General features: G+C 56.5%; 20 protein-coding genes and 2 tRNA genes. 9 read left to right on the top strand and 13 right to left on the bottom strand.

Going from position 1 to position 15,879, the window contains the following annotated elements:
* The first annotated feature begins 31 nt into the window (after positions 1 to 31).
* Positions 32 to 105 (top strand) — tRNA-Ile (locus M2119_RS01810).
* A 44-nt stretch (positions 106 to 149) separates the two neighbouring features.
* Positions 150 to 222, top strand: a tRNA-Ala gene (locus M2119_RS01805).
* A 38-nt stretch (positions 223 to 260) separates the two neighbouring features.
* Here the strand turns inward: M2119_RS01805 and M2119_RS01800 are convergent.
* The gene (locus M2119_RS01800; RefSeq protein ID WP_280803268.1) at positions 261 to 554 is read right to left on the bottom strand and encodes a cupin domain-containing protein; all 294 of its coding nucleotides are present in this window, start codon (positions 552 to 554) and stop codon (positions 261 to 263) included.
* Positions 555 to 589: 35 nt separating this feature from the next.
* Entirely contained in the window at positions 590 to 955 is a 366-nt protein-coding gene (locus M2119_RS01795; RefSeq protein ID WP_280803267.1) for a hypothetical protein, read from the bottom strand.
* Between the two features lie 56 nt (positions 956 to 1,011).
* Between M2119_RS01795 and M2119_RS01790 the strand changes: the two genes are divergently transcribed.
* Both M2119_RS01790 and M2119_RS01785 read left to right on the top strand, forming a co-directional pair.
* Entirely contained in the window at positions 1,012 to 1,206 is a 195-nt protein-coding gene (locus M2119_RS01790) for a hypothetical protein (RefSeq protein ID WP_280803266.1), read from the top strand.
* A gap of 9 nt (positions 1,207 to 1,215) precedes the next feature.
* Positions 1,216 to 1,482 carry a YdeI/OmpD-associated family protein gene (locus M2119_RS01785; protein WP_280803265.1) on the top strand — a complete coding sequence of 89 codons (267 nt, stop codon included), beginning with the start codon at positions 1,216 to 1,218 and terminating at the stop codon, positions 1,480 to 1,482.
* On the opposite strand, the gene M2119_RS01780 is transcribed toward M2119_RS01785, so the two are convergent.
* The 3 genes from M2119_RS01780 to M2119_RS01770 are packed head-to-tail and all read right to left on the bottom strand — an operon-like array spanning position 1,483 to position 3,655.
* Entirely contained in the window at positions 1,483 to 2,511 is a 1,029-nt protein-coding gene (locus tag M2119_RS01780) for a lipid II:glycine glycyltransferase FemX (RefSeq protein ID WP_280803264.1), read from the bottom strand.
* Between the two features lie 28 nt (positions 2,512 to 2,539).
* Complete coding sequence (locus M2119_RS01775) at positions 2,540 to 3,169, bottom strand: LON peptidase substrate-binding domain-containing protein (protein ID WP_280803263.1); 630 nt, start codon at positions 3,167 to 3,169, stop codon at positions 2,540 to 2,542.
* A gap of 6 nt (positions 3,170 to 3,175) precedes the next feature.
* Positions 3,176 to 3,655: a hypothetical protein gene (locus M2119_RS01770; RefSeq protein WP_280803262.1), complete on the bottom strand. Its 480-nt coding sequence runs from the start codon at positions 3,653 to 3,655 to the stop codon at positions 3,176 to 3,178.
* A gap of 100 nt (positions 3,656 to 3,755) precedes the next feature.
* Between M2119_RS01770 and M2119_RS01765 the strand changes: the two genes are divergently transcribed.
* Together M2119_RS01765 and M2119_RS01760 are read left to right on the top strand one after the other, a co-directional pair.
* On the top strand, positions 3,756 to 4,295 hold the full coding sequence (locus M2119_RS01765; RefSeq protein WP_280803261.1) for a peptidylprolyl isomerase: 540 nt from the start codon (positions 3,756 to 3,758) through the stop codon (positions 4,293 to 4,295).
* A gap of 6 nt (positions 4,296 to 4,301) precedes the next feature.
* Positions 4,302 to 5,180: a rhomboid family intramembrane serine protease gene (locus M2119_RS01760; RefSeq protein ID WP_280803260.1), complete on the top strand. Its 879-nt coding sequence runs from the start codon at positions 4,302 to 4,304 to the stop codon at positions 5,178 to 5,180.
* Positions 5,181 to 5,239: 59 nt separating this feature from the next.
* Here M2119_RS01760 and M2119_RS01755 read toward each other — a convergent pair whose 3' ends face one another.
* Positions 5,240 to 5,482: a cell division protein CrgA gene (locus M2119_RS01755; RefSeq protein WP_280803259.1), complete on the bottom strand. Its 243-nt coding sequence runs from the start codon at positions 5,480 to 5,482 to the stop codon at positions 5,240 to 5,242.
* Positions 5,483 to 5,551: 69 nt separating this feature from the next.
* Here M2119_RS01755 and M2119_RS01750 point away from each other — a divergent pair, with 69 nt between their 5' ends.
* From M2119_RS01750 to M2119_RS01740, 3 genes are read left to right on the top strand one after another with little or no spacing between them, the layout of a single operon-like run.
* Entirely contained in the window at positions 5,552 to 6,283 is a 732-nt protein-coding gene (locus tag M2119_RS01750; RefSeq protein ID WP_280803258.1) for a class E sortase, read from the top strand.
* The gene (locus M2119_RS01745) at positions 6,283 to 6,441 is read left to right on the top strand and encodes a hypothetical protein (protein WP_280803257.1); all 159 of its coding nucleotides are present in this window, start codon (positions 6,283 to 6,285) and stop codon (positions 6,439 to 6,441) included. Before M2119_RS01750 ends, M2119_RS01745 begins: the two co-directional genes overlap by 1 nt.
* Positions 6,438 to 7,070: an anthranilate synthase component II gene (locus M2119_RS01740; protein WP_280803256.1), complete on the top strand. Its 633-nt coding sequence runs from the start codon at positions 6,438 to 6,440 to the stop codon at positions 7,068 to 7,070. Before M2119_RS01745 ends, M2119_RS01740 begins: the two co-directional genes overlap by 4 nt.
* A gap of 4 nt (positions 7,071 to 7,074) precedes the next feature.
* Here the strand turns inward: M2119_RS01740 and pknB are convergent, their stop codons facing one another.
* Genes pknB through M2119_RS01705 form a run of 7 tightly spaced genes read right to left on the bottom strand, consistent with a single transcriptional unit; the run spans position 7,075 to position 15,861 of the window.
* Positions 7,075 to 8,817: a Stk1 family PASTA domain-containing Ser/Thr kinase gene (gene pknB / locus M2119_RS01735; RefSeq protein ID WP_280803255.1), complete on the bottom strand. Its 1,743-nt coding sequence runs from the start codon at positions 8,815 to 8,817 to the stop codon at positions 7,075 to 7,077.
* 31 nt (positions 8,818 to 8,848) lie between these two features.
* A complete protein-coding gene (locus M2119_RS01730) occupies positions 8,849 to 10,519 on the bottom strand; it encodes a protein kinase domain-containing protein (RefSeq protein WP_280803254.1) in 1,671 nt (556 codons plus the stop codon).
* On the bottom strand, positions 10,516 to 11,973 hold the full coding sequence (locus M2119_RS01725; protein ID WP_280803253.1) for a peptidoglycan D,D-transpeptidase FtsI family protein: 1,458 nt from the start codon (positions 11,971 to 11,973) through the stop codon (positions 10,516 to 10,518). Before M2119_RS01725 ends, M2119_RS01730 begins: the two co-directional genes overlap by 4 nt.
* The gene (locus tag M2119_RS01720) at positions 11,970 to 13,367 is read right to left on the bottom strand and encodes an FtsW/RodA/SpoVE family cell cycle protein (protein WP_280803252.1); all 1,398 of its coding nucleotides are present in this window, start codon (positions 13,365 to 13,367) and stop codon (positions 11,970 to 11,972) included. The genes M2119_RS01725 and M2119_RS01720 overlap by 4 nt, the downstream gene beginning before the upstream one ends.
* A 2-nt stretch (positions 13,368 to 13,369) precedes the next feature.
* Positions 13,370 to 14,593 (bottom strand): PP2C family protein-serine/threonine phosphatase, encoded by a 1,224-nt coding sequence (locus tag M2119_RS01715; protein WP_280803251.1) that lies wholly within the window; start codon positions 14,591 to 14,593, stop codon positions 13,370 to 13,372.
* Positions 14,594 to 14,603: 10 nt separating this feature from the next.
* Positions 14,604 to 15,125 (bottom strand): FHA domain-containing protein FhaB/FipA, encoded by a 522-nt coding sequence (locus M2119_RS01710; RefSeq protein ID WP_280803250.1) that lies wholly within the window; start codon positions 15,123 to 15,125, stop codon positions 14,604 to 14,606.
* A complete protein-coding gene (locus M2119_RS01705) occupies positions 15,118 to 15,861 on the bottom strand; it encodes a DUF3662 and FHA domain-containing protein (protein WP_280803249.1) in 744 nt (247 codons plus the stop codon). Before M2119_RS01705 ends, M2119_RS01710 begins: the two co-directional genes overlap by 8 nt.
* Positions 15,862 to 15,879 lie beyond the last annotated feature (18 nt).

Genomic DNA, 15,879 nt, shown 5'->3' with positions numbered 1-15,879 from the left:
CGGATTCCGGTAGTCTCGAATCTGCCCTAGCGGGGCTATAGCTCAGGTGGTTAGAGCGCTTCACTGATAATGAAGAGGTCCCAGGTTCAAGTCCTGGTAGCCCCACGCAATTGCACTTTTCAAATTGCTGTAAAGTGTTAAAAGCAATCGGGGCCTTAGCTCAATTGGTAGAGCGCCTGCTTTGCAAGCAGGAGGTCAGGAGTTCGATTCTCCTAGGCTCCACAACAAGAAACACCCTCCAGAAATGGAGGGTGTTTTGTTTAGCCTGTGAGGCCTGTGTGAAGGTTTTCAACCTCGAGGAATCTCAGTTCTTCACTCCCCGCGTTCCCCACGACATGGTGAGCTCCGGCGGAACGCTCATAGGCAACACCCTTGGTAAGGGCTAGCTCAAAACTGTCACCCTCTGTGGGCACGACCTTCAAGGTTCCGTTGACAAGCGGAACAACGACATAGTGATGTTCGTGCAGATGGAGGGGAATTTCTTCTTCAGGTTGAAGGACCCACTGCGTGACGCGGAAGTTCTCAGATTCAAGCTGAACATCACCGTGTGACATGTAGATCCAAACGTGTTGAAAAGACGGAGGTGGGATTACTTCGTGGGGCGTAACGAGCGGTAGTCCCAGATGATCTCTGTGCTGAGACGCAGATAGCGCCGGAGGTCTTCCACGTTGATGGAGGCCACGTCGGTATACGTGATTCCCGCAGCGCGGTGTTTGCCTAAACCGAGAAGGCCTGGTTCAGAAAAGTCCTTGCCGCTCCAGAACAACACTTTTGTTCCGTGTGTGTGGTCTTGGTAGCCCACGACAGGAATGTCCTCTAGGAACCAGACGGGGGCACCGTGCCAGACCTTGAAGGTGGCAGTGGGGAGGGCTTGTTGGAATTCCTTGAACAAGAACCCAATCACAGCAGAGTTTTCCGCTGACGCAGCAGCGTTGTACTTTTCCACGTCTGACATAACCACAGGCTACGCTGAAACCACGAAAAATTCCCCCTCAATGACCAGAGGAAGCCATGAAGAAGTTCAGCCCCCGCACGACCACAATTCTGCACAGAAGCTTGTTGGGAGTTTCATTACTCCTCATTGTCATTTCCCTGATTTTCCTGGCAATGGGCCAGCCCACAAACATGGTGATTAACTGGATCGTGGTCGTCCTCATTTTTTGTGACATTCTGCTCACCCGTGCTTTTGGCACCAGAAAGCCCTAAGGAAAGTCTGTGTCTTCTCGCGATATGCGCGATAAGAAGGGAAACCTTCGGCGCAAGCTTGTCGAGATGCCCCCGGACGTGAAGTTGGCGCTGGAACAGTCAGGTCTCCGGGCAGACTTTGACCACAGACCTGCGTATCAACGCAACGACTACCTGGCGTGGATTACGCGCGCTGTGCGTCAAGAGATACGTCAGAAGCGACTGAACCAAATGCTCGATGAACTCAAGAAGGGTGGCGTCTATATGCGGATGGACCACCCTGCGTCGAAGAAGTAGTTAGTACCAGTAGTCCTTGCGCAGGCGTGAATACAATGCCAAGAACTTGGTTTCGTACTTGTTCCACAGCTTTTGCTTGGAATTCAGCGGATACTCAAAAGCAGGCATGTAGCTATCCACGGTGGAATTGAAGCCGGTCTTGAAGTGCCAGAGGCCCTCCATTGCTCCTGCCGTGATGTTCTCAGGGTCTGGAACGTTACCGAGGTCATAGGCTTCAAAGCCTTCGGCCTTAAGGTCCCGCATGATGGTCCACTGCATGAGGTGGGGAGCGGGAAGACGCTTCTGGGTTCGAATAGATCCGCCGTCTTTGTACCAAGCCTTCTTGCCGAAGGTGAAGACGACAGCGGCTGCAATGAGGGTGCCCTCGTGGTGTGCCATGTAGAGGCGTGCTTGCCCAGCGGCATCGAAGGTACCCCAGGCCTTGCGCAGGTAGTCCTCGGAACGGAAGAACGCACCTGAGCGGTCCTTCGTCCCGCCGACGAGCTCGAGCAGCTGCACGATGTTTTCTTCTGAGAAGGGAACGCGGTTCACTTCGATGTCCGCCTTCATCGCGAAACGAAGGTGGTTACGAGCCTTGGGACCAAAGCCAGCAAACATGGTTTCTTCATCAGGAGTCAGATCGATAGTGACCGACCACTGATACTGGGATGGGTATGCCTCAACCCAGCCGTGTGCTGTGAAGGCGGCAATGAGTTCAGGATCTGTTTCCTGATACGTCTCGATCTTGTATGCCAGGTTCTTCCCACCGGCGAGCTGCTGTGCTCGCTCGGTCAGAATCGCCACTTTCTCGGGGGTGATTCCGGAGACGCGAGGGGCATGGATGAGGTTTCCCAGCCCAAAGGCAGGACGAGTGAATTCTTGAACCGCAAGCACCTCATCACCGGCGACATTCCGGAGGTGTTCACCAGAGGGCTCCCAGCCCGAGCCGGTCTTGAACTGGGCCCAGGCGAGGGACTGCATGAAATGAGGGTGGTGTTGCGTGCGCAGAACTGCGTCATCCCACGATTCAGGTGCAGCGGAGCTGGTCATTGCTCCAGTATCCCGTAGGGAGGGGGCTCTACTGGGGTGACTCCCCGGCGTCGATGCCATCGAGGAACTTGTTTCCCCCGACGCAGATAGCCAGGGTGGTTTCAATGAGATCTTCTAACGTTTCCGACTCTAGGAGCGAGTATTGCTCGGCGTTGCCCACCGGGAGCATGGCTGCTAATTGCCACAGGGCAGCCACGGGCTCTTCAGAGATTTCGGTATCTGCCTCCCACAACATCTCGCCGTAGTTGGCAGCTCGAGAAAGTAAGTCACGCACTGTCAGTTCAACCGTCAATCGCTGGGAATCAAAACGGTCGTCCCAGACGAGGTCTGGCAAGTAGGCAATTTCAGCCCGGGGGTAGGGGTCAGGCTCTAGCCATTTGGTCACCAAGAATCTGCGGGTGCCCGAACCGGTAATTCCGAGGTTGTCATCGGTCATACCAAAGTCATCAACCTTGACAACCGTTCCCACCGTGATCCGGTCGGGTGCTTCACCGGCGGCGACACGTTGAGGAAAAAGAGGCATGCCAAAAACGGGGTTCTCGGAACCCACGAGGTCACCCATGAGTTTCAGATACCGGGGTTCAAAGACTCTCAGTGCGACCGGCATGAACGGCAAAACGACTGACCCCACGGGGAACTGGGGCAGTACGAATGCCATCAGCGATTATTCGTCTTCAGAAACCCAGAGTTCGTCGTCGGCACGGAATGTCTGCCAGACGACGTAACCAATACCCAGGAGGGCAGCAATACCGATACCTGCAGCGATATATTTTCCTGCGCCGACAGAAGCAGCGGGAGCAACCTTCGCCACGGCCTTCTTCCCGGCAGCGAGCTTGGCAACCTGCTTGGTTACTTCCGTCACGCGCTTGTCGCGGGCGGCATCAATGACAGAGAGTGTGCTGCCGATCACAGAAGCGACGGAAGGGAGAACCTCGTCGACCAATTTGTCACGCGTGGTCTGTGCAGCGGAGCGTGTTCCACGTACGACGCGGGGAACAACTTCCTCGCTCGTGACTCGACCCAGCTCACGGCTGGCCTGGCGCACCACGGCACCGGCGTGAGAAAGAACCTGCTGCTGTTCGTGCAACAGTGCTTCCGCTTGTGCTTTGAGTGCTTCTGCTTCAGTCATCTTTGTGCGTGCCATGTTCCCATCTTGCCACTGTTGTTGCTGAAAGGAAGCAGAGTGTTTCCCCGGTGAGCGAACGCAACACAGAGTTAACCTTCGTTTGTGAAAAGATTGGGGCATGTCAATTCACACTGCAGTAGCCACGATGAACACCACTCTTGGCCCCATCAAGATCAACCTCTACGGAAACCACGCACCCAAGACCGTGAAGAATTTCGTGGGACTTGCTACCGGAGATATCGAGTGGACTGACCCTCGTACCGGCGCGAAGCGCAACGACCCTCTCTACAACGGTGTTGTTTTTCACCGCATCATTCCTGACTTCATGATTCAGGGCGGCGACCCACTCGGCACCGGTACCGGCGGTCCCGGTTACCAGTTCGATGACGAGATCAACTCGGAACTGAACTTCACTCAGCCCTACATCCTTGCCATGGCCAACGCGGGAACCTATGGCGGCAAGGGAACCAATGGTTCTCAGTTCTTCATCACCACTGCTCCCACCACCTGGTTGCAGGGCAAGCACACCATCTTCGGAGCAGTCGAAGATGAAGCGAGCCGTGCGATCGTGGACCAGCTGGGTGCTGTCTCGACCGATGGCCGTGACCGTCCTCTCGATGACGTAGTCATCGAATCGATCACCGTCGAACAGGTCTAACTCTTCGTGACCAACGAAACAGGCTGGGGGGCTGCCGACGAGGCAGCCCCTTCCTGTTATCGCCATCCGGCGAACTCGACCTACATCCGCTGTCAGCGGTGTGAGCGTCCGGTGTGTGTGCAGTGCCAAACTCAAGCACCTGTCGGTGTGATGTGTCCGGAGTGCGTGGCACAGGCCCAGGGTCGGGTACCCAAGACCCGTGCTCTCGTGATGGGCGGTTCTGGCCACAAACCTGTCGTGACGTATACACTCATGGTGATCACGGGGCTGTTTTATCTGTTGCAGCTCATTCCAGGCCTCGATGCGACGAGCTATCTGGCGTATGCGCCGTATTTCAGTTTCGGCGAGTATTCGCTGGTGGGTGCCCCGTATGAGCCATGGCGCATGCTCACGAGCGTTTTTGCGCACTCAACGGGCTTTGTTTTCCACATCCTGCTCAATATGTACACGCTGTGGATTTTCGGACGAATACTTGAGGCAATGCTCGGTAAGGGCAGATTCCTCACCCTCTACCTTGCTTCTGGTCTGGCTGGATCGCTGGGCGTCATGTTTTGGGCCCCGCACACCACATTTGTGGTGGGAGCTTCCGGCGCCATCTTTGGTCTGATGGGTGCCTTCTTGGTGATCCAGCGCAAGCTGGGCGGCGAAACAACCCAGTTACTCGTGCTGGTGGGCATTAACTTGGTCATTGGCTTCCTCCCCGGCATGAGTATTTCCTGGCAGGCACACTTGGGCGGCCTGATTGGTGGCGCGCTTCTGGGCTTTATCTATGTGTCCACCAGAAAGCTGTCCCAGCGCCGGCTTCAACTCGCGTTGATTAGCCTCACGGTTGCCGTGTTCGTGGGATTAGCTCTTTCCCATGCCCCCATGTTTGTGTTGGGGTAAAACGGAAAGTTATCCACATGCTTATCCACATGGGGAGAATTACACGCGTGTAATTAGAGTTAGCGCCACCGTGTGGTCATCAAGAAACCGATGAAGGCAATACCGAAGCCGACCAGAATATTCCACGCTTCAAGCGAAGGAATGGGCAGCGAACCCTGGCTGATGTAGAAGACAATGATCCAGACCAGACCAACCAGCATGAAACCGAACATGACGGGCTTGAACCAGACGGGGTTCGGAGCGTCGTGTCCTGAGGTCTCTGGGGTGCGAGGTGCTTTGGTGCGCTTCTGAGTTCCAGCCATGGTGAAAATTCTACCGGAATTCTCCCAGCCCTCAGAAAGCGTCCAGTTGCAGCGGGTAAAGTTGGCTAAGTGTGGAAGCCCGGAACCCTCTCTCGTGTCATGGGAGTAGTCGGTGAACTTCTCATCACTTTCGGTGTCATCGTGTTGTTGTTCCTTGCGTGGCAGCTGTGGATCAATAACGCCGTGGTGGAGGGACAACAACAAGTTGCTAGTTCCGAACTGACCAAAGAATGGGCAGACGCACAAGATTTCACGGCAACACCGCAGCCGGAACAAGATTTCGGTCCCGCCCCTGCTTTTGCGGGGGTTGGCGCGGGAGCACAATTCGCGACAATCTACATTCCCCGACTGGGAGCTGATTCCACACGTGTTGTGAAGAACGGGATAGACCTCCCCACCATTTTGAATCACGGCTATTTCGGTCACTACCCCGATACACAATGGCCAGGACAGCCGGGAAACTTTGCATTAGCTGTTCACCGCACCAACTGGGGCAGCCCCTTCGGTGATGCACCGAAACTCCAACTCGGCGACAAGATTTATGTCGAGACCGAAGAGGGGTATTACACCTACGCTTTCCGCAACTACGAGTATGTCTTGCCAACCGCTGTCGATGTTCTTCTGCCCGTACCAGGAACGAACCAGTCCCCGGGGGAACAAAACATCATCACCATCACCACGTGTAATCCACTCCTGGGTGATGCCGAGCGCATGATCGTCTATGGGGTTCTGGATTCGTGGCGGCCACGTTCTGCTGGCCCCCCTGCGGAAATGGCGAAGACACAGAAGGTGAATTCATAATGTACGCAGCGCTCTGGCGAGTACTTCCGGGAAATCTGTGGATCAAGGCAGCTATCTTGACCGCAGGTGTCATTGTTCTGGTCACCCTCCTCATGATGTTTGTTTTTCCTGCCGTCGATGCGGCAATTTCGGTGCGAGAGGTTACGGTAGACCAATGACCAGAATCTTGGTAATCGACAACTATGACAGCTTTGTCTACACACTCAACGGCTATCTCCAAGAGCTAGGTGCCCAGACAGTTGTTGTGCGCAATGACCAGATTCCTCTGGCTGAACTAGATGCCACGATCGCACAGTATGACGGCGTGCTTGTCTCACCTGGACCCGGCAAACCCTCGGATGCCGGTGTGTCCATTGCGGCCGTTCACAGTGCGAAAAAGCAGAACATTCCCCTATTGGGTGTGTGCCTCGGGCACCAAGCAATTGGTGAAGCGTTTGGCGCGACCGTGACCAATGCGGAAGAGCTCATGCACGGAAAGACGTCCCTGATTACTCACGACACCAGTGCGCTGTATGCGGCAGTTCCACAGCCATTTACTGCAACGCGGTACCACTCTCTCGCCGTGGTGAACTCGACCGTACCGGCAGAGCTCACTATCACGAGCTCCACCGCCGGTGGAGTGATCATGGGCCTGCAGCACAAAGAAGCACCCATTTATGGCGTTCAGTTCCACCCCGAGTCTGTGCTCACTGAGGGTGGCTACACCATGCTCGGCAACTGGCTTGAAGTCTGTGGCCTCGAGGGTGCAGCCGAGCTGGCTCTGACCAAGAGCCCACTGATTCGCTAAAGAATTAGCCTGCGCAGTAGGTAATCGTGATGTTGGTTCCCTGAGGAACCACGCCGGGGCTGACCGACTGGGTCTTCACGGTGGGCGTCGCCGCCTTGGGGCATCCGGTGTCGGCCTGGACAGTGGGCGTGATGGACAACGTGCTCAGCACGTTGTTGGCATCGGTCACACTCATTCCCCGAAGGTCAGGAATTTCGATCTTGCCGTCAGAGACGAGCAGATTCACCTTGCTGCCTTGAATGAGCTTGGTACCCAACGACGGGGTTGTGCTAATGACAAGGCCAGCAGAATACGACGGCGAGTGGCCTTCGGTTACTGTACCCACTTTGAATCCAGCTGCTTCGAGCTGGATTGTCGCGTCTGGCACCGTCATATCTGCAACTTGCGGCACCTCTACCTCGGTCTTCCCGGCAGAAACAAAAAGAATGATGGGTGAACCGGGGTCAACCACTGTCCCCTTCGGCGGATCAGTTCGAATGACCTTGCCCTTATCTGTGGTCGCACTATTCTCCACAACCTGACTCGTTATGAAACCCAGATCTTTGAGCTGGGCCTCCGCCTTGCTCACGGTGACATTGTTGAGCTGAGGGACAGTGACAGTGCTCGCAGGGAACAAGTTGGCGGGCTGCAGTGTTGCGACCCAGAGACCCATACCCATGATGGCTCCGAAGATCAGTGCTACGACGCCCACAATGGCCACCACGCGCTTGACGGGCGGACGGAACTGTTCAGGTTCGATCAGAGTCGGCGCAGTTTGAGGATCCGTACCAAACAAGAAGGCAAAGTCAGCGGGAAGTTCAGTGTTCACCGTGGGGGTGTAGGCGAGAGCTGGTTCCGAAATGGGACCTAACAGTTCTTCCACGGGCGAGGGGGGTGTGGGGGCAGCAGGAACACGTCCGGCAGCTGCTTCACCCAGCGCACGACCAAACGCAGTGGTCGTTTGGTAGCGCTGGGTCTTGGCCTTGGAAAGTGCCTTCGACACCACAGCATCTAGTGCGGGGGAAACCTTGGGGTTCAGTGAGCTGGGCGCAACGGGCTGAGCGTGAATGTGCTGGTGAGCAACGGCAACAGCAGTGTCGCCCCCAAAAGGCACCTTTCCGGTGAGCATTTCGAAGAGCACGATACCGATGGCGTAGATGTCAGTCCGCGCGTCAACTTTCTGACCCTTGGCTTGTTCAGGAGAGAAATACGCTGCGGTGCCGAGGATTGAGGTGGTGACAGCGAGGTCGTCAAATGTGTCAGAAACTGCTCGAGCAATCCCGAAGTCAAGAATCTTCACGTTTCCCGAACGGGTGAGCATGATGTTACTGGGCTTGATATCCCGGTGAACAATGCCGGCATTGTGGGCATATTCGACTGCAGAGAGAAGTTCAGCCGCAACGCGGATTGCTTCGGTTACTTTGAGTGCACCGCGGGCAACGAGCTTAGAGAGCTCAAGCCCATCCACATTTTCCATGACGAGGTAAGAGCGGGTGTGCTCCACACCAGCGTCATCGAGGTAGGTGTCTTCACCGGCGTCGAGAACACGAACAATATTGGGGTGCACCATAGATGCAGAAGCACGTGCTTCTTGCTTGAAGCGCTCGCGGAATTTGAGGTTGCTGGCGAGCTCCTCGTTGAGGAGTTTGAGTGCAACCTTCTGGCCGCTGACCGAGTCGTGGGCAGCATAGACATCGGCCATACCGCCGGTGCCTAGTACTTTGCCTAGCTCGTAGCGCCCCGCAATCACACTTTTATTCTGTGCCACTGATTCCCCTAGATAAGACTCTCGGTCTAATCTAGCCCAGAGTCGTTACTTGAAATGGCGTGGTGGGAGATGCAGGAGAGCTGTCAAGTCCAGCACAGTTTGCCTGGTAGCTCACGGTGTAGTCACCCACGGGCTGTGCAGGAATGGCACCCGAGGTTCCCGTGACCGTCGCAATTGACGTTCCGTTGAGCAAGATGTTGTATCCGGAAAGTGCGTGGCCAGAAGGGCACGCGGTATATCCAGCCCATCGAACGTTGATTGCCTGGGTTGGAGTGTAGTTTGAGTCTGACTCGTCCAGGGTCGGCGCTGTGCTGGGTGCCGGTGCAACGGGAAGATCACCGTAATAGGTCACGTTAATCGTGGTTCCGTTGGCAACTTGTGGGCCGGTCGGGTTGACGTCATAGACGATGCCAACCTTGTCTGCACTGGGTGCAGCGGTTCCCTTGACCTGGTTGACGGTCATGTTGAGCTTCTCCAGGGCGGCCGTAGCATCCGCAATGGGCTTGCCCACATAATCAGCCTTGTTGATTGCTGCCGTAGTGGGAGTAGCCGAGCCTGTGGGGGTAGGCGTTGCCGACTTAGTAGGTGTGGGGGTGGCCGACTTGGTGGTTTCAGTCGGGGTGGGCTCTGGAGTTCCGCCACCAGAGGTGAGGGCAATGATGGCACCCACGAGCACGATCAGAAGCACACCGACGAGTGCCACGAGGGGCCAGGTCCAGGGGCTACGCTTCTTCTTTTCTTCTTCGAGAGGTTCAGGTGCGTCTGGAATAGTCAAAACAGTCGTTGCTCCGGTTGCGGCGGTTCGAGGCATCACCGTGGTGGCATCAAGAGGAGTAGTGGTGGTGCCCAAGACACCGGGAACAGCAGCAGCTGCACCCTGGAGATCTCCGCGGCGCAGGGCCTGTGCTGCACGAGCAAGGTTTGCCGAGGAGGCGGGACGATCTGCAGGCTTCTTGGCAATGCAGGAGTAAACCAGGTTGCGAACTGGTTCAGCAATGGTGTCTGGCAGCGGCGGAGGCTCTTCGTTGATCTGAGCCATAGCGATCGCAACCTGAGATTCGCCGGTAAAGGGGCGCTTTCCAGCCAAGCATTCGTAGGCGACGATACCTAGAGAGTAGATGTCGGTCGACGGCGAGGCAGGGTGGCCACTGGCTTGTTCAGGGGAGAGGTATTGCACAGTACCCATGACCTGGCCGGTCGCAGTCAGAGGAACCTGGTCTGCAATACGTGCGATACCGAAGTCCGTGATCTTGACGCGACCCTCGGGGGTAATAAGCATGTTTCCAGGCTTAATGTCGCGGTGAACCAGGCCGGCAGCATGAGCAGCTTGCAGTGCTGCAGATGTTTGCGCAACGATATCGAGAACCTTGTCAATGGACAGAGTTTTCTCGCGTTCGATAATGGCCGAGAGGGGTTCACCAGGAACGAGTTCCATCACGAGGTAGGCAGAACCTTCTTCCTCGCCGTAGTCGTAGACGTTGGCAATGCCCTCGTGGTTGACCAAGGCAGCGTGACGGGCTTCGGCGCGGAAACGCTCCAGGAAGCCGGGGTCACCCAGGTATTCGTCCTTCAAGATCTTGATGGCGACGAGACGTCCGATCACCAGGTCGGTGGCTTGCCAGACTTCACCCATGCCACCAATGGCAATGCGTGACTGGAGCTCGTAACGACCACCGAAGGTGATTCCAGCTGTTGGTCTCATTTGTTTAACCCCGCCTCTAGGACTTTTCGTGCAATAGGGACCGCCGTGTCATTTGCATAACCACTTTGGCCAAGTCCAGCACCGTTTTCGATGAGGACTGTGATGGCATATCTTGGAGCATCAGCCGGAGCGAATCCGGTGAACCAGAATGTGTACGGTTCCCCGTCCCCATTCTCCGCCGTCCCGGTTTTTCCCGCGACCTTTACCCCATCAATTCTCACATTAGTTATGAGATTGCTGTTATCGACGTTGTTAATCATCATTTGGGTCATCGTTGCTGCTGTTTCAGCACTCATCGCCTGAGAGTATTCTTTCGCCTCAAACTGTGAAATTGGTTTGAGAGTGGGTTCCAGCACCTGATCCACCACGGTGGGATACATCACCTTGCCGCCGTTGGCCACAGCAGCGGACACCATCGCGATCTGCAACGGTGTCGCGCGGACGTCGTATTGACCAAACGAGGCCAATGCGGTCTGCGGCTCGTTCATCACGACAGGAAACTCACTGGCTGCCGTTGTCATGGGCACATCGAACGAGGTGTTGAAACCAAACTTCTTGGCTTGGTCCAAGATCGCCTTCCGACCCAGCTCGAGACCGAGTTCCGCAAAGGGAATGTTGCAGCTCAGGCGCAGAGCAGTCGCGAGGGTCACCGTGGCACCTGGACCACAGGACGTGTGCGTGGAGTTCTCAATGAACACATCGGTTCCGGGTAGTCGATACTGCGAAGGGTTATCGAAGGTGCTGTCCGGGGTGTATTTACCGGACTCGAGGGCAGCGGCAACCATGACCAACTTGAATACCGACCCCGGAGGGTTCATATCTCCCGTGATGGTCTTATCAATGAGTGGCTGCTGGGGATCGGCGATGAGAGCGTCGTAGCTTGCAATCACGTCATCGGTGTTGTGGGAAGCCAATGCATTGGGGTCATAGCCAGGCTTAGAAGCCATCACCAAAATCTTGCCGGTGCTGGGCTCAGTCACGATGACAGCGCCTTCGTAGTTAGCCAACTCGTCGAAGGCAACTTGCTGCATGACGGGATCGAGACTGAGACCCACACTCGCGCCCTGAGGTTCTTGTCCAGTCAGGATTGCATTGACTTGGTTGAGGAACTGTGAACCTGTCTTCCCACTGAGGTAAGAGTTCATGGCTCCTTCAATGCCGGTCATGCCCTGGTTGAGGGTGAAATATCCGGTGACATTGGCATACGTGAAGGGGTTGAGATAGGTGCGCTGGTAACGGTAGTTATCGTCGGTCGGCACCGATTGTGCAATCGGTGAACCGGCGACCAGGATCGCTCCACGTTGGTAGCGGTAACTATCAAAAATGGTGCGGGTATTGCGGCTATCGGCATAGAGCTGATCCGCCACGGCAACCTGAATCACGCTCGAAGCCAAGAACAAGGCCAAGAACATCCCGATCACCACAAAGGTGACGCGCTTGAGTTCGCGGTTCATCCAACCACCAACCGGGGCTCATTGCGTAACGAGTCAGACAGACGCAGCAAGAGTGCAGCAATCATCCAGTTGGCCACGAGTGAACTACCACCTGCGGCAAGGAACGGTGTGGTCAGACCGGTGAGGGGAATCACGCGCATCACACCACCGATCACAATGAAACACTGCAAGGCAATGGTGAATGACAGACCCACCGCCAACAGTTTGCTGAAGTCGTCATGGCCGGCAAAACCGATGCGCAGACCGCGCCCGACGAGCAGAAGGTAGAGGCAGAGAATGGCAAAGATTCCGGCCAGGCCGAGTTCTTCACCCAGGCTGGCAATGATGTAGTCGCTCTGGGCAACCGGAGTCACCTCAGGCAAGCCCTCACCCAGTCCGGTGCCGATCACGCCACCGTGGGCCAAGCCGAACAGGCCCTGCACAAGCTGGTAACTCCCGCCGTAACCGTTGAAGTTTTCGGGATTGAAGGCGTCATACCAGTTGGCAAAACGGCCGTGCACATAGTCCAGGAACTGGTTAGCCAGCACCGCACCCAAACCGACCAGGCTCAATCCGAGAATGACCCAACTTCCGCGCCCCGTCGCCACATACAACATGACCAGGAACAACCCGAAGTAGAGCAAACCAGTACCCAAGTCACGCTGGAAGACAATCACAGCCATCGACATGGCCCAGACCACCAAGATGGGCCCAAGGTCGCGCCCACGGGGGAAACGCATTCCTAAGAAACTCTTACCCACCATGGACAGGCTTTCGCGGCGCTGAACGAGGTAGCCGGCAAAGAAAATAGCGAGCGCAATCTTGGCGATCTCACCCGGCTGGAAAGTGAGGGTGCCAATTTGGATCCAGACACGAGCACCGTTGACCTCAATGCCGAGCCCCGGAATCATCGGCAGAATGAGCAAGATCACGGCAACGAGGCCAAAAATATAGGTGTAGCGCTGCAGCACCCGCTGGTGGCGAATCAGCACGATGGTGGCAAACGCAGCCCCCAGGGCTAACGCCGTCCAGGCAATCTGCTTATTTGCCAGCGCATCCCAGCCCTCATTGCCCAGAGCAAGGTCAATGCGATAAATCTCAGCAATACCGAGACCGTTGAGCACAGTGGCCACGGGAAGAATAAGTGCGTCTGCTTGAGGGGCCACAAAACGCATTGCGACGTGGATAGCCAGAACAAGAACAGTGAGCAGTCCACAGATGGCGAGGGGCCCACCATCCACAACGCCGAGAACACCGAGTTGGACCAGCACCAGTGAACCGACATTGATGCCGCAGGCAACAATGAGCAAAACCAGCTCCACGTTGCGCATACGCTGGGGCACTTTGGCTCGCTTGAGCTTGCCAATCGACCCGGTCAGGGCAAAGTCGGGAGCTGGAGTAACGGGGGCAGACATGGCTACTGCCCGCTCGTCAAAGAATCAACCAGGGCCTGAGCTTCCGCAAAGGAACCGAATGCAATGGTCCTGGAGATCTGTTCACGCTGATACGCCGTCAAGCCTTCGAGGGGAACCTGGGTATCGACGTAGACCTCAGAGAGCGAGAAAGGTCCTGCGGCCTGAGAGATGCCCTGATAGATCACCACAGTGTCTGTGTCCGCACCGACGTAGTACTGGGTCTGAGTCCAGCGGTATCCCAAGATTCCGGCGATGACGAGAACACCCACAACAACAATGAGTGAGCCTGCAAGAACAAACCTGCGGCGAATACGTCGAGCTTTCACCGCATCCAGTTGTGCAGTCAACGCCGATGGCGGGACGCTCATGCCATCTGTTGTGACAGGGAGGGATTTGGGTTTGGGCCGGGACTTGGGACCCGTGCCCAGAGTCATGCGAGGAGCAGGTGCCTTGAGGGGCATGGGTCCTGCGGCAGAACCAACTAGTTCAGCGACCTTGTCGAGTTTTCCCGCAACAATGTCCACCACGACAACGGTGACGTTGTCTGGAGCGCCACCGGTCAGGCTGGCCTGAATGAGAGTATCCGCGATGTCGTCGGCCGTGGCCTGTTCCGAGAGGAAGTTCTGGAGGCGCTCGCCGAAGACGACACCGGTCAGCCCGTCGGAACAGAGCAGCCACCGGTCACCCACGTTGACGTCCAAGACCATCGTGTCGATCTCGGGCGACGCATCCACGTCTCCCAGCACACGCATGAGTACGGAGCGGCGTGGGTGGTCATGTGCTTCAGCTTCGGTGATGCGGCCACTATCGATGAGTCGCTGCACAAAGGTGTGATCCACGGTGACCTGAGACATGGTGCCCTCGCGCAGGAGGTAAATCCGAGAGTCACCAATGTGACCGACGACGACCTGTTCCCCCACGCGAATGAAGGCACTGACGGTGGTGCCGAGGCCAGCTAGTTCGGGGTGTTCAAAGACCAGGTCCGAAAGCATGTCATTGGCCTGCAGCAGGGTCGCCACGAGATCCTTTTGTGCTGCCGCAACGTCGGGATATTCCTTATCGAGCTGCAACATGTGACGAATCACAAGGTGGGACGCGACGTCACCACCGGCATGACCACCCATTCCGTCTGCCACCACGTTGAGGTAGGTGCCGGCATAACCCGCATCTTGGTTTGATGAGCGGATTACTCCCACATTGGAGGCGGCTGCACTATGAGTCGACATGTCACGAGCCTTAGCGGCGAACCTCGAAGGTCATCGATCCGACCACGATGGGCGTGTTTAACGGAATGGGAACGGGACTCGTGATGCGGGAACCGGCAATGGTGGTTCCGTTGGTGGAATCGAGGTCGCGCAACATCCACTGCCCTCCGCGCACCTCAAGACGAGCATGATGGGTGGAGGTGTAGTCATCCTGAATAACCAAGCTCGAGTCGGGTGAACGCCCGATCGTGATGGCATCTCCAACCAGCGCGAGTTCGTGACCTTCGAGTGCCCCAGAAGTGATCACAATTTTGAGAGGGGTGCCATCGGCAGGGGCAACCTCATCAGAGGCAGGAACTGAGATGCGCGGCTGTGCAGAGGTCATGAAAGCTGCAGCTTCGGGTGCGGCCACAGGAACCTTGGTTGCTGCGGGCATTCGACGAACGCGCTGACCAAACAGGTCACTGCGCACGGCATACACCACAAAGAAAACGAATACCCACAGCGCGACGAGGAACCCCACCCGCAGGATCAGCAGAGTGAGCTCACTCACGAGGACCCCAGAAGCCCCCGGGCTCAGCTGCGCGAGGAGTGTGCTGGGTTGCAGCTTCAGGCTCTGCGCCAGCGGCCTGGGGCAGCAACCTCAACGTGATGGTGGTTTGACCTGCGGTGATGACGGCATCCGCTTCCAGGGCAGCAGAGGTGAGACGTTGACCATTGAGCACAGAACCGTTGGTAGAACCGAGGTCGTTTGCTTGTGCGCGCGTGCCATCCCAGAGAATCTCAACATGGCGACGAGAAATACCCGAGTCGTCCACGGTGATATCCGCTTCAGTACCACGGCCAATGACGGTGCGGGACTTGGAAATGGGGTAACGCTTTCCGGCAACTTCCAGAACGGCGACCCAGGTGACGGAGCCGCTGACATTTTCAGATTCCACCTGCACGACGCCCACTGCCAGAGTGGCATCCGAGATCAGTGATATCTTGATTCCTCCGGCGAATTGGTAATGCTGAGTGGCCGCATGTTTGGTCACAAGACGGGTGAGTTCGTCCGTGAGCGTGGCACCCATATCGCGCATGCGCTCGTAATCGGCTGGAGCTAAGTGCACAGTGAATACGTTGGGGACCAGAATGCGGTCGCGCGATACGACAGCAGCCTTGGTGTCGAGTTCACGGCGGAGCGCTGCAGTGATTTCTACCGGTTGCAGACCTGAGCGAAAAGTCTTTGCAAAGGCACCATTGACAGCGCGCTCGAGGCCACGCTCAATGTTGTCCAGAATGCCCACAGGTCTCCTTTAAAGGGT

The organism is Aurantimicrobium minutum (assembly GCF_029894165.1).
Taxonomy (GTDB): Bacteria; Actinomycetota; Actinomycetes; order Actinomycetales; family Microbacteriaceae; genus Aurantimicrobium; species Aurantimicrobium minutum_A.
The sequence above is the reverse complement of the archived record's forward strand: the minus strand, read 5'-3'. Positions and strand labels throughout refer to the sequence as shown.

Coding starts and splice junctions, on each gene's coding strand:
- M2119_RS01800 (WP_280803268.1), bottom strand. CDS start 554: ATGTCACACGGTGATGTTCAGCTTGAATCTGAGAACTTCCGCGTCACG.
- M2119_RS01795 (WP_280803267.1), bottom strand. CDS start 955: ATGTCAGACGTGGAAAAGTACAACGCTGCTGCGTCAGCGGAAAACTCT.
- M2119_RS01790 (WP_280803266.1), top strand. CDS start 1,012: ATGAAGAAGTTCAGCCCCCGCACGACCACAATTCTGCACAGAAGCTTG.
- M2119_RS01780 (WP_280803264.1), bottom strand. CDS start 2,511: ATGACCAGCTCCGCTGCACCTGAATCGTGGGATGACGCAGTTCTGCGC.
- M2119_RS01775 (WP_280803263.1), bottom strand. CDS start 3,169: ATGGCATTCGTACTGCCCCAGTTCCCCGTGGGGTCAGTCGTTTTGCCG.
- M2119_RS01770 (WP_280803262.1), bottom strand. CDS start 3,655: ATGGCACGCACAAAGATGACTGAAGCAGAAGCACTCAAAGCACAAGCG.
- M2119_RS01765 (WP_280803261.1), top strand. CDS start 3,756: ATGTCAATTCACACTGCAGTAGCCACGATGAACACCACTCTTGGCCCC.
- M2119_RS01755 (WP_280803259.1), bottom strand. CDS start 5,482: ATGGCTGGAACTCAGAAGCGCACCAAAGCACCTCGCACCCCAGAGACC.
- M2119_RS01745 (WP_280803257.1), top strand. CDS start 6,283: ATGTACGCAGCGCTCTGGCGAGTACTTCCGGGAAATCTGTGGATCAAG.
- M2119_RS01740 (WP_280803256.1), top strand. CDS start 6,438: ATGACCAGAATCTTGGTAATCGACAACTATGACAGCTTTGTCTACACA.
- M2119_RS01730 (WP_280803254.1), bottom strand. CDS start 10,519: ATGAGACCAACAGCTGGAATCACCTTCGGTGGTCGTTACGAGCTCCAG.
- M2119_RS01725 (WP_280803253.1), bottom strand. CDS start 11,973: ATGAACCGCGAACTCAAGCGCGTCACCTTTGTGGTGATCGGGATGTTC.
- M2119_RS01720 (WP_280803252.1), bottom strand. CDS start 13,367: ATGTCTGCCCCCGTTACTCCAGCTCCCGACTTTGCCCTGACCGGGTCG.
- M2119_RS01715 (WP_280803251.1), bottom strand. CDS start 14,593: ATGTCGACTCATAGTGCAGCCGCCTCCAATGTGGGAGTAATCCGCTCA.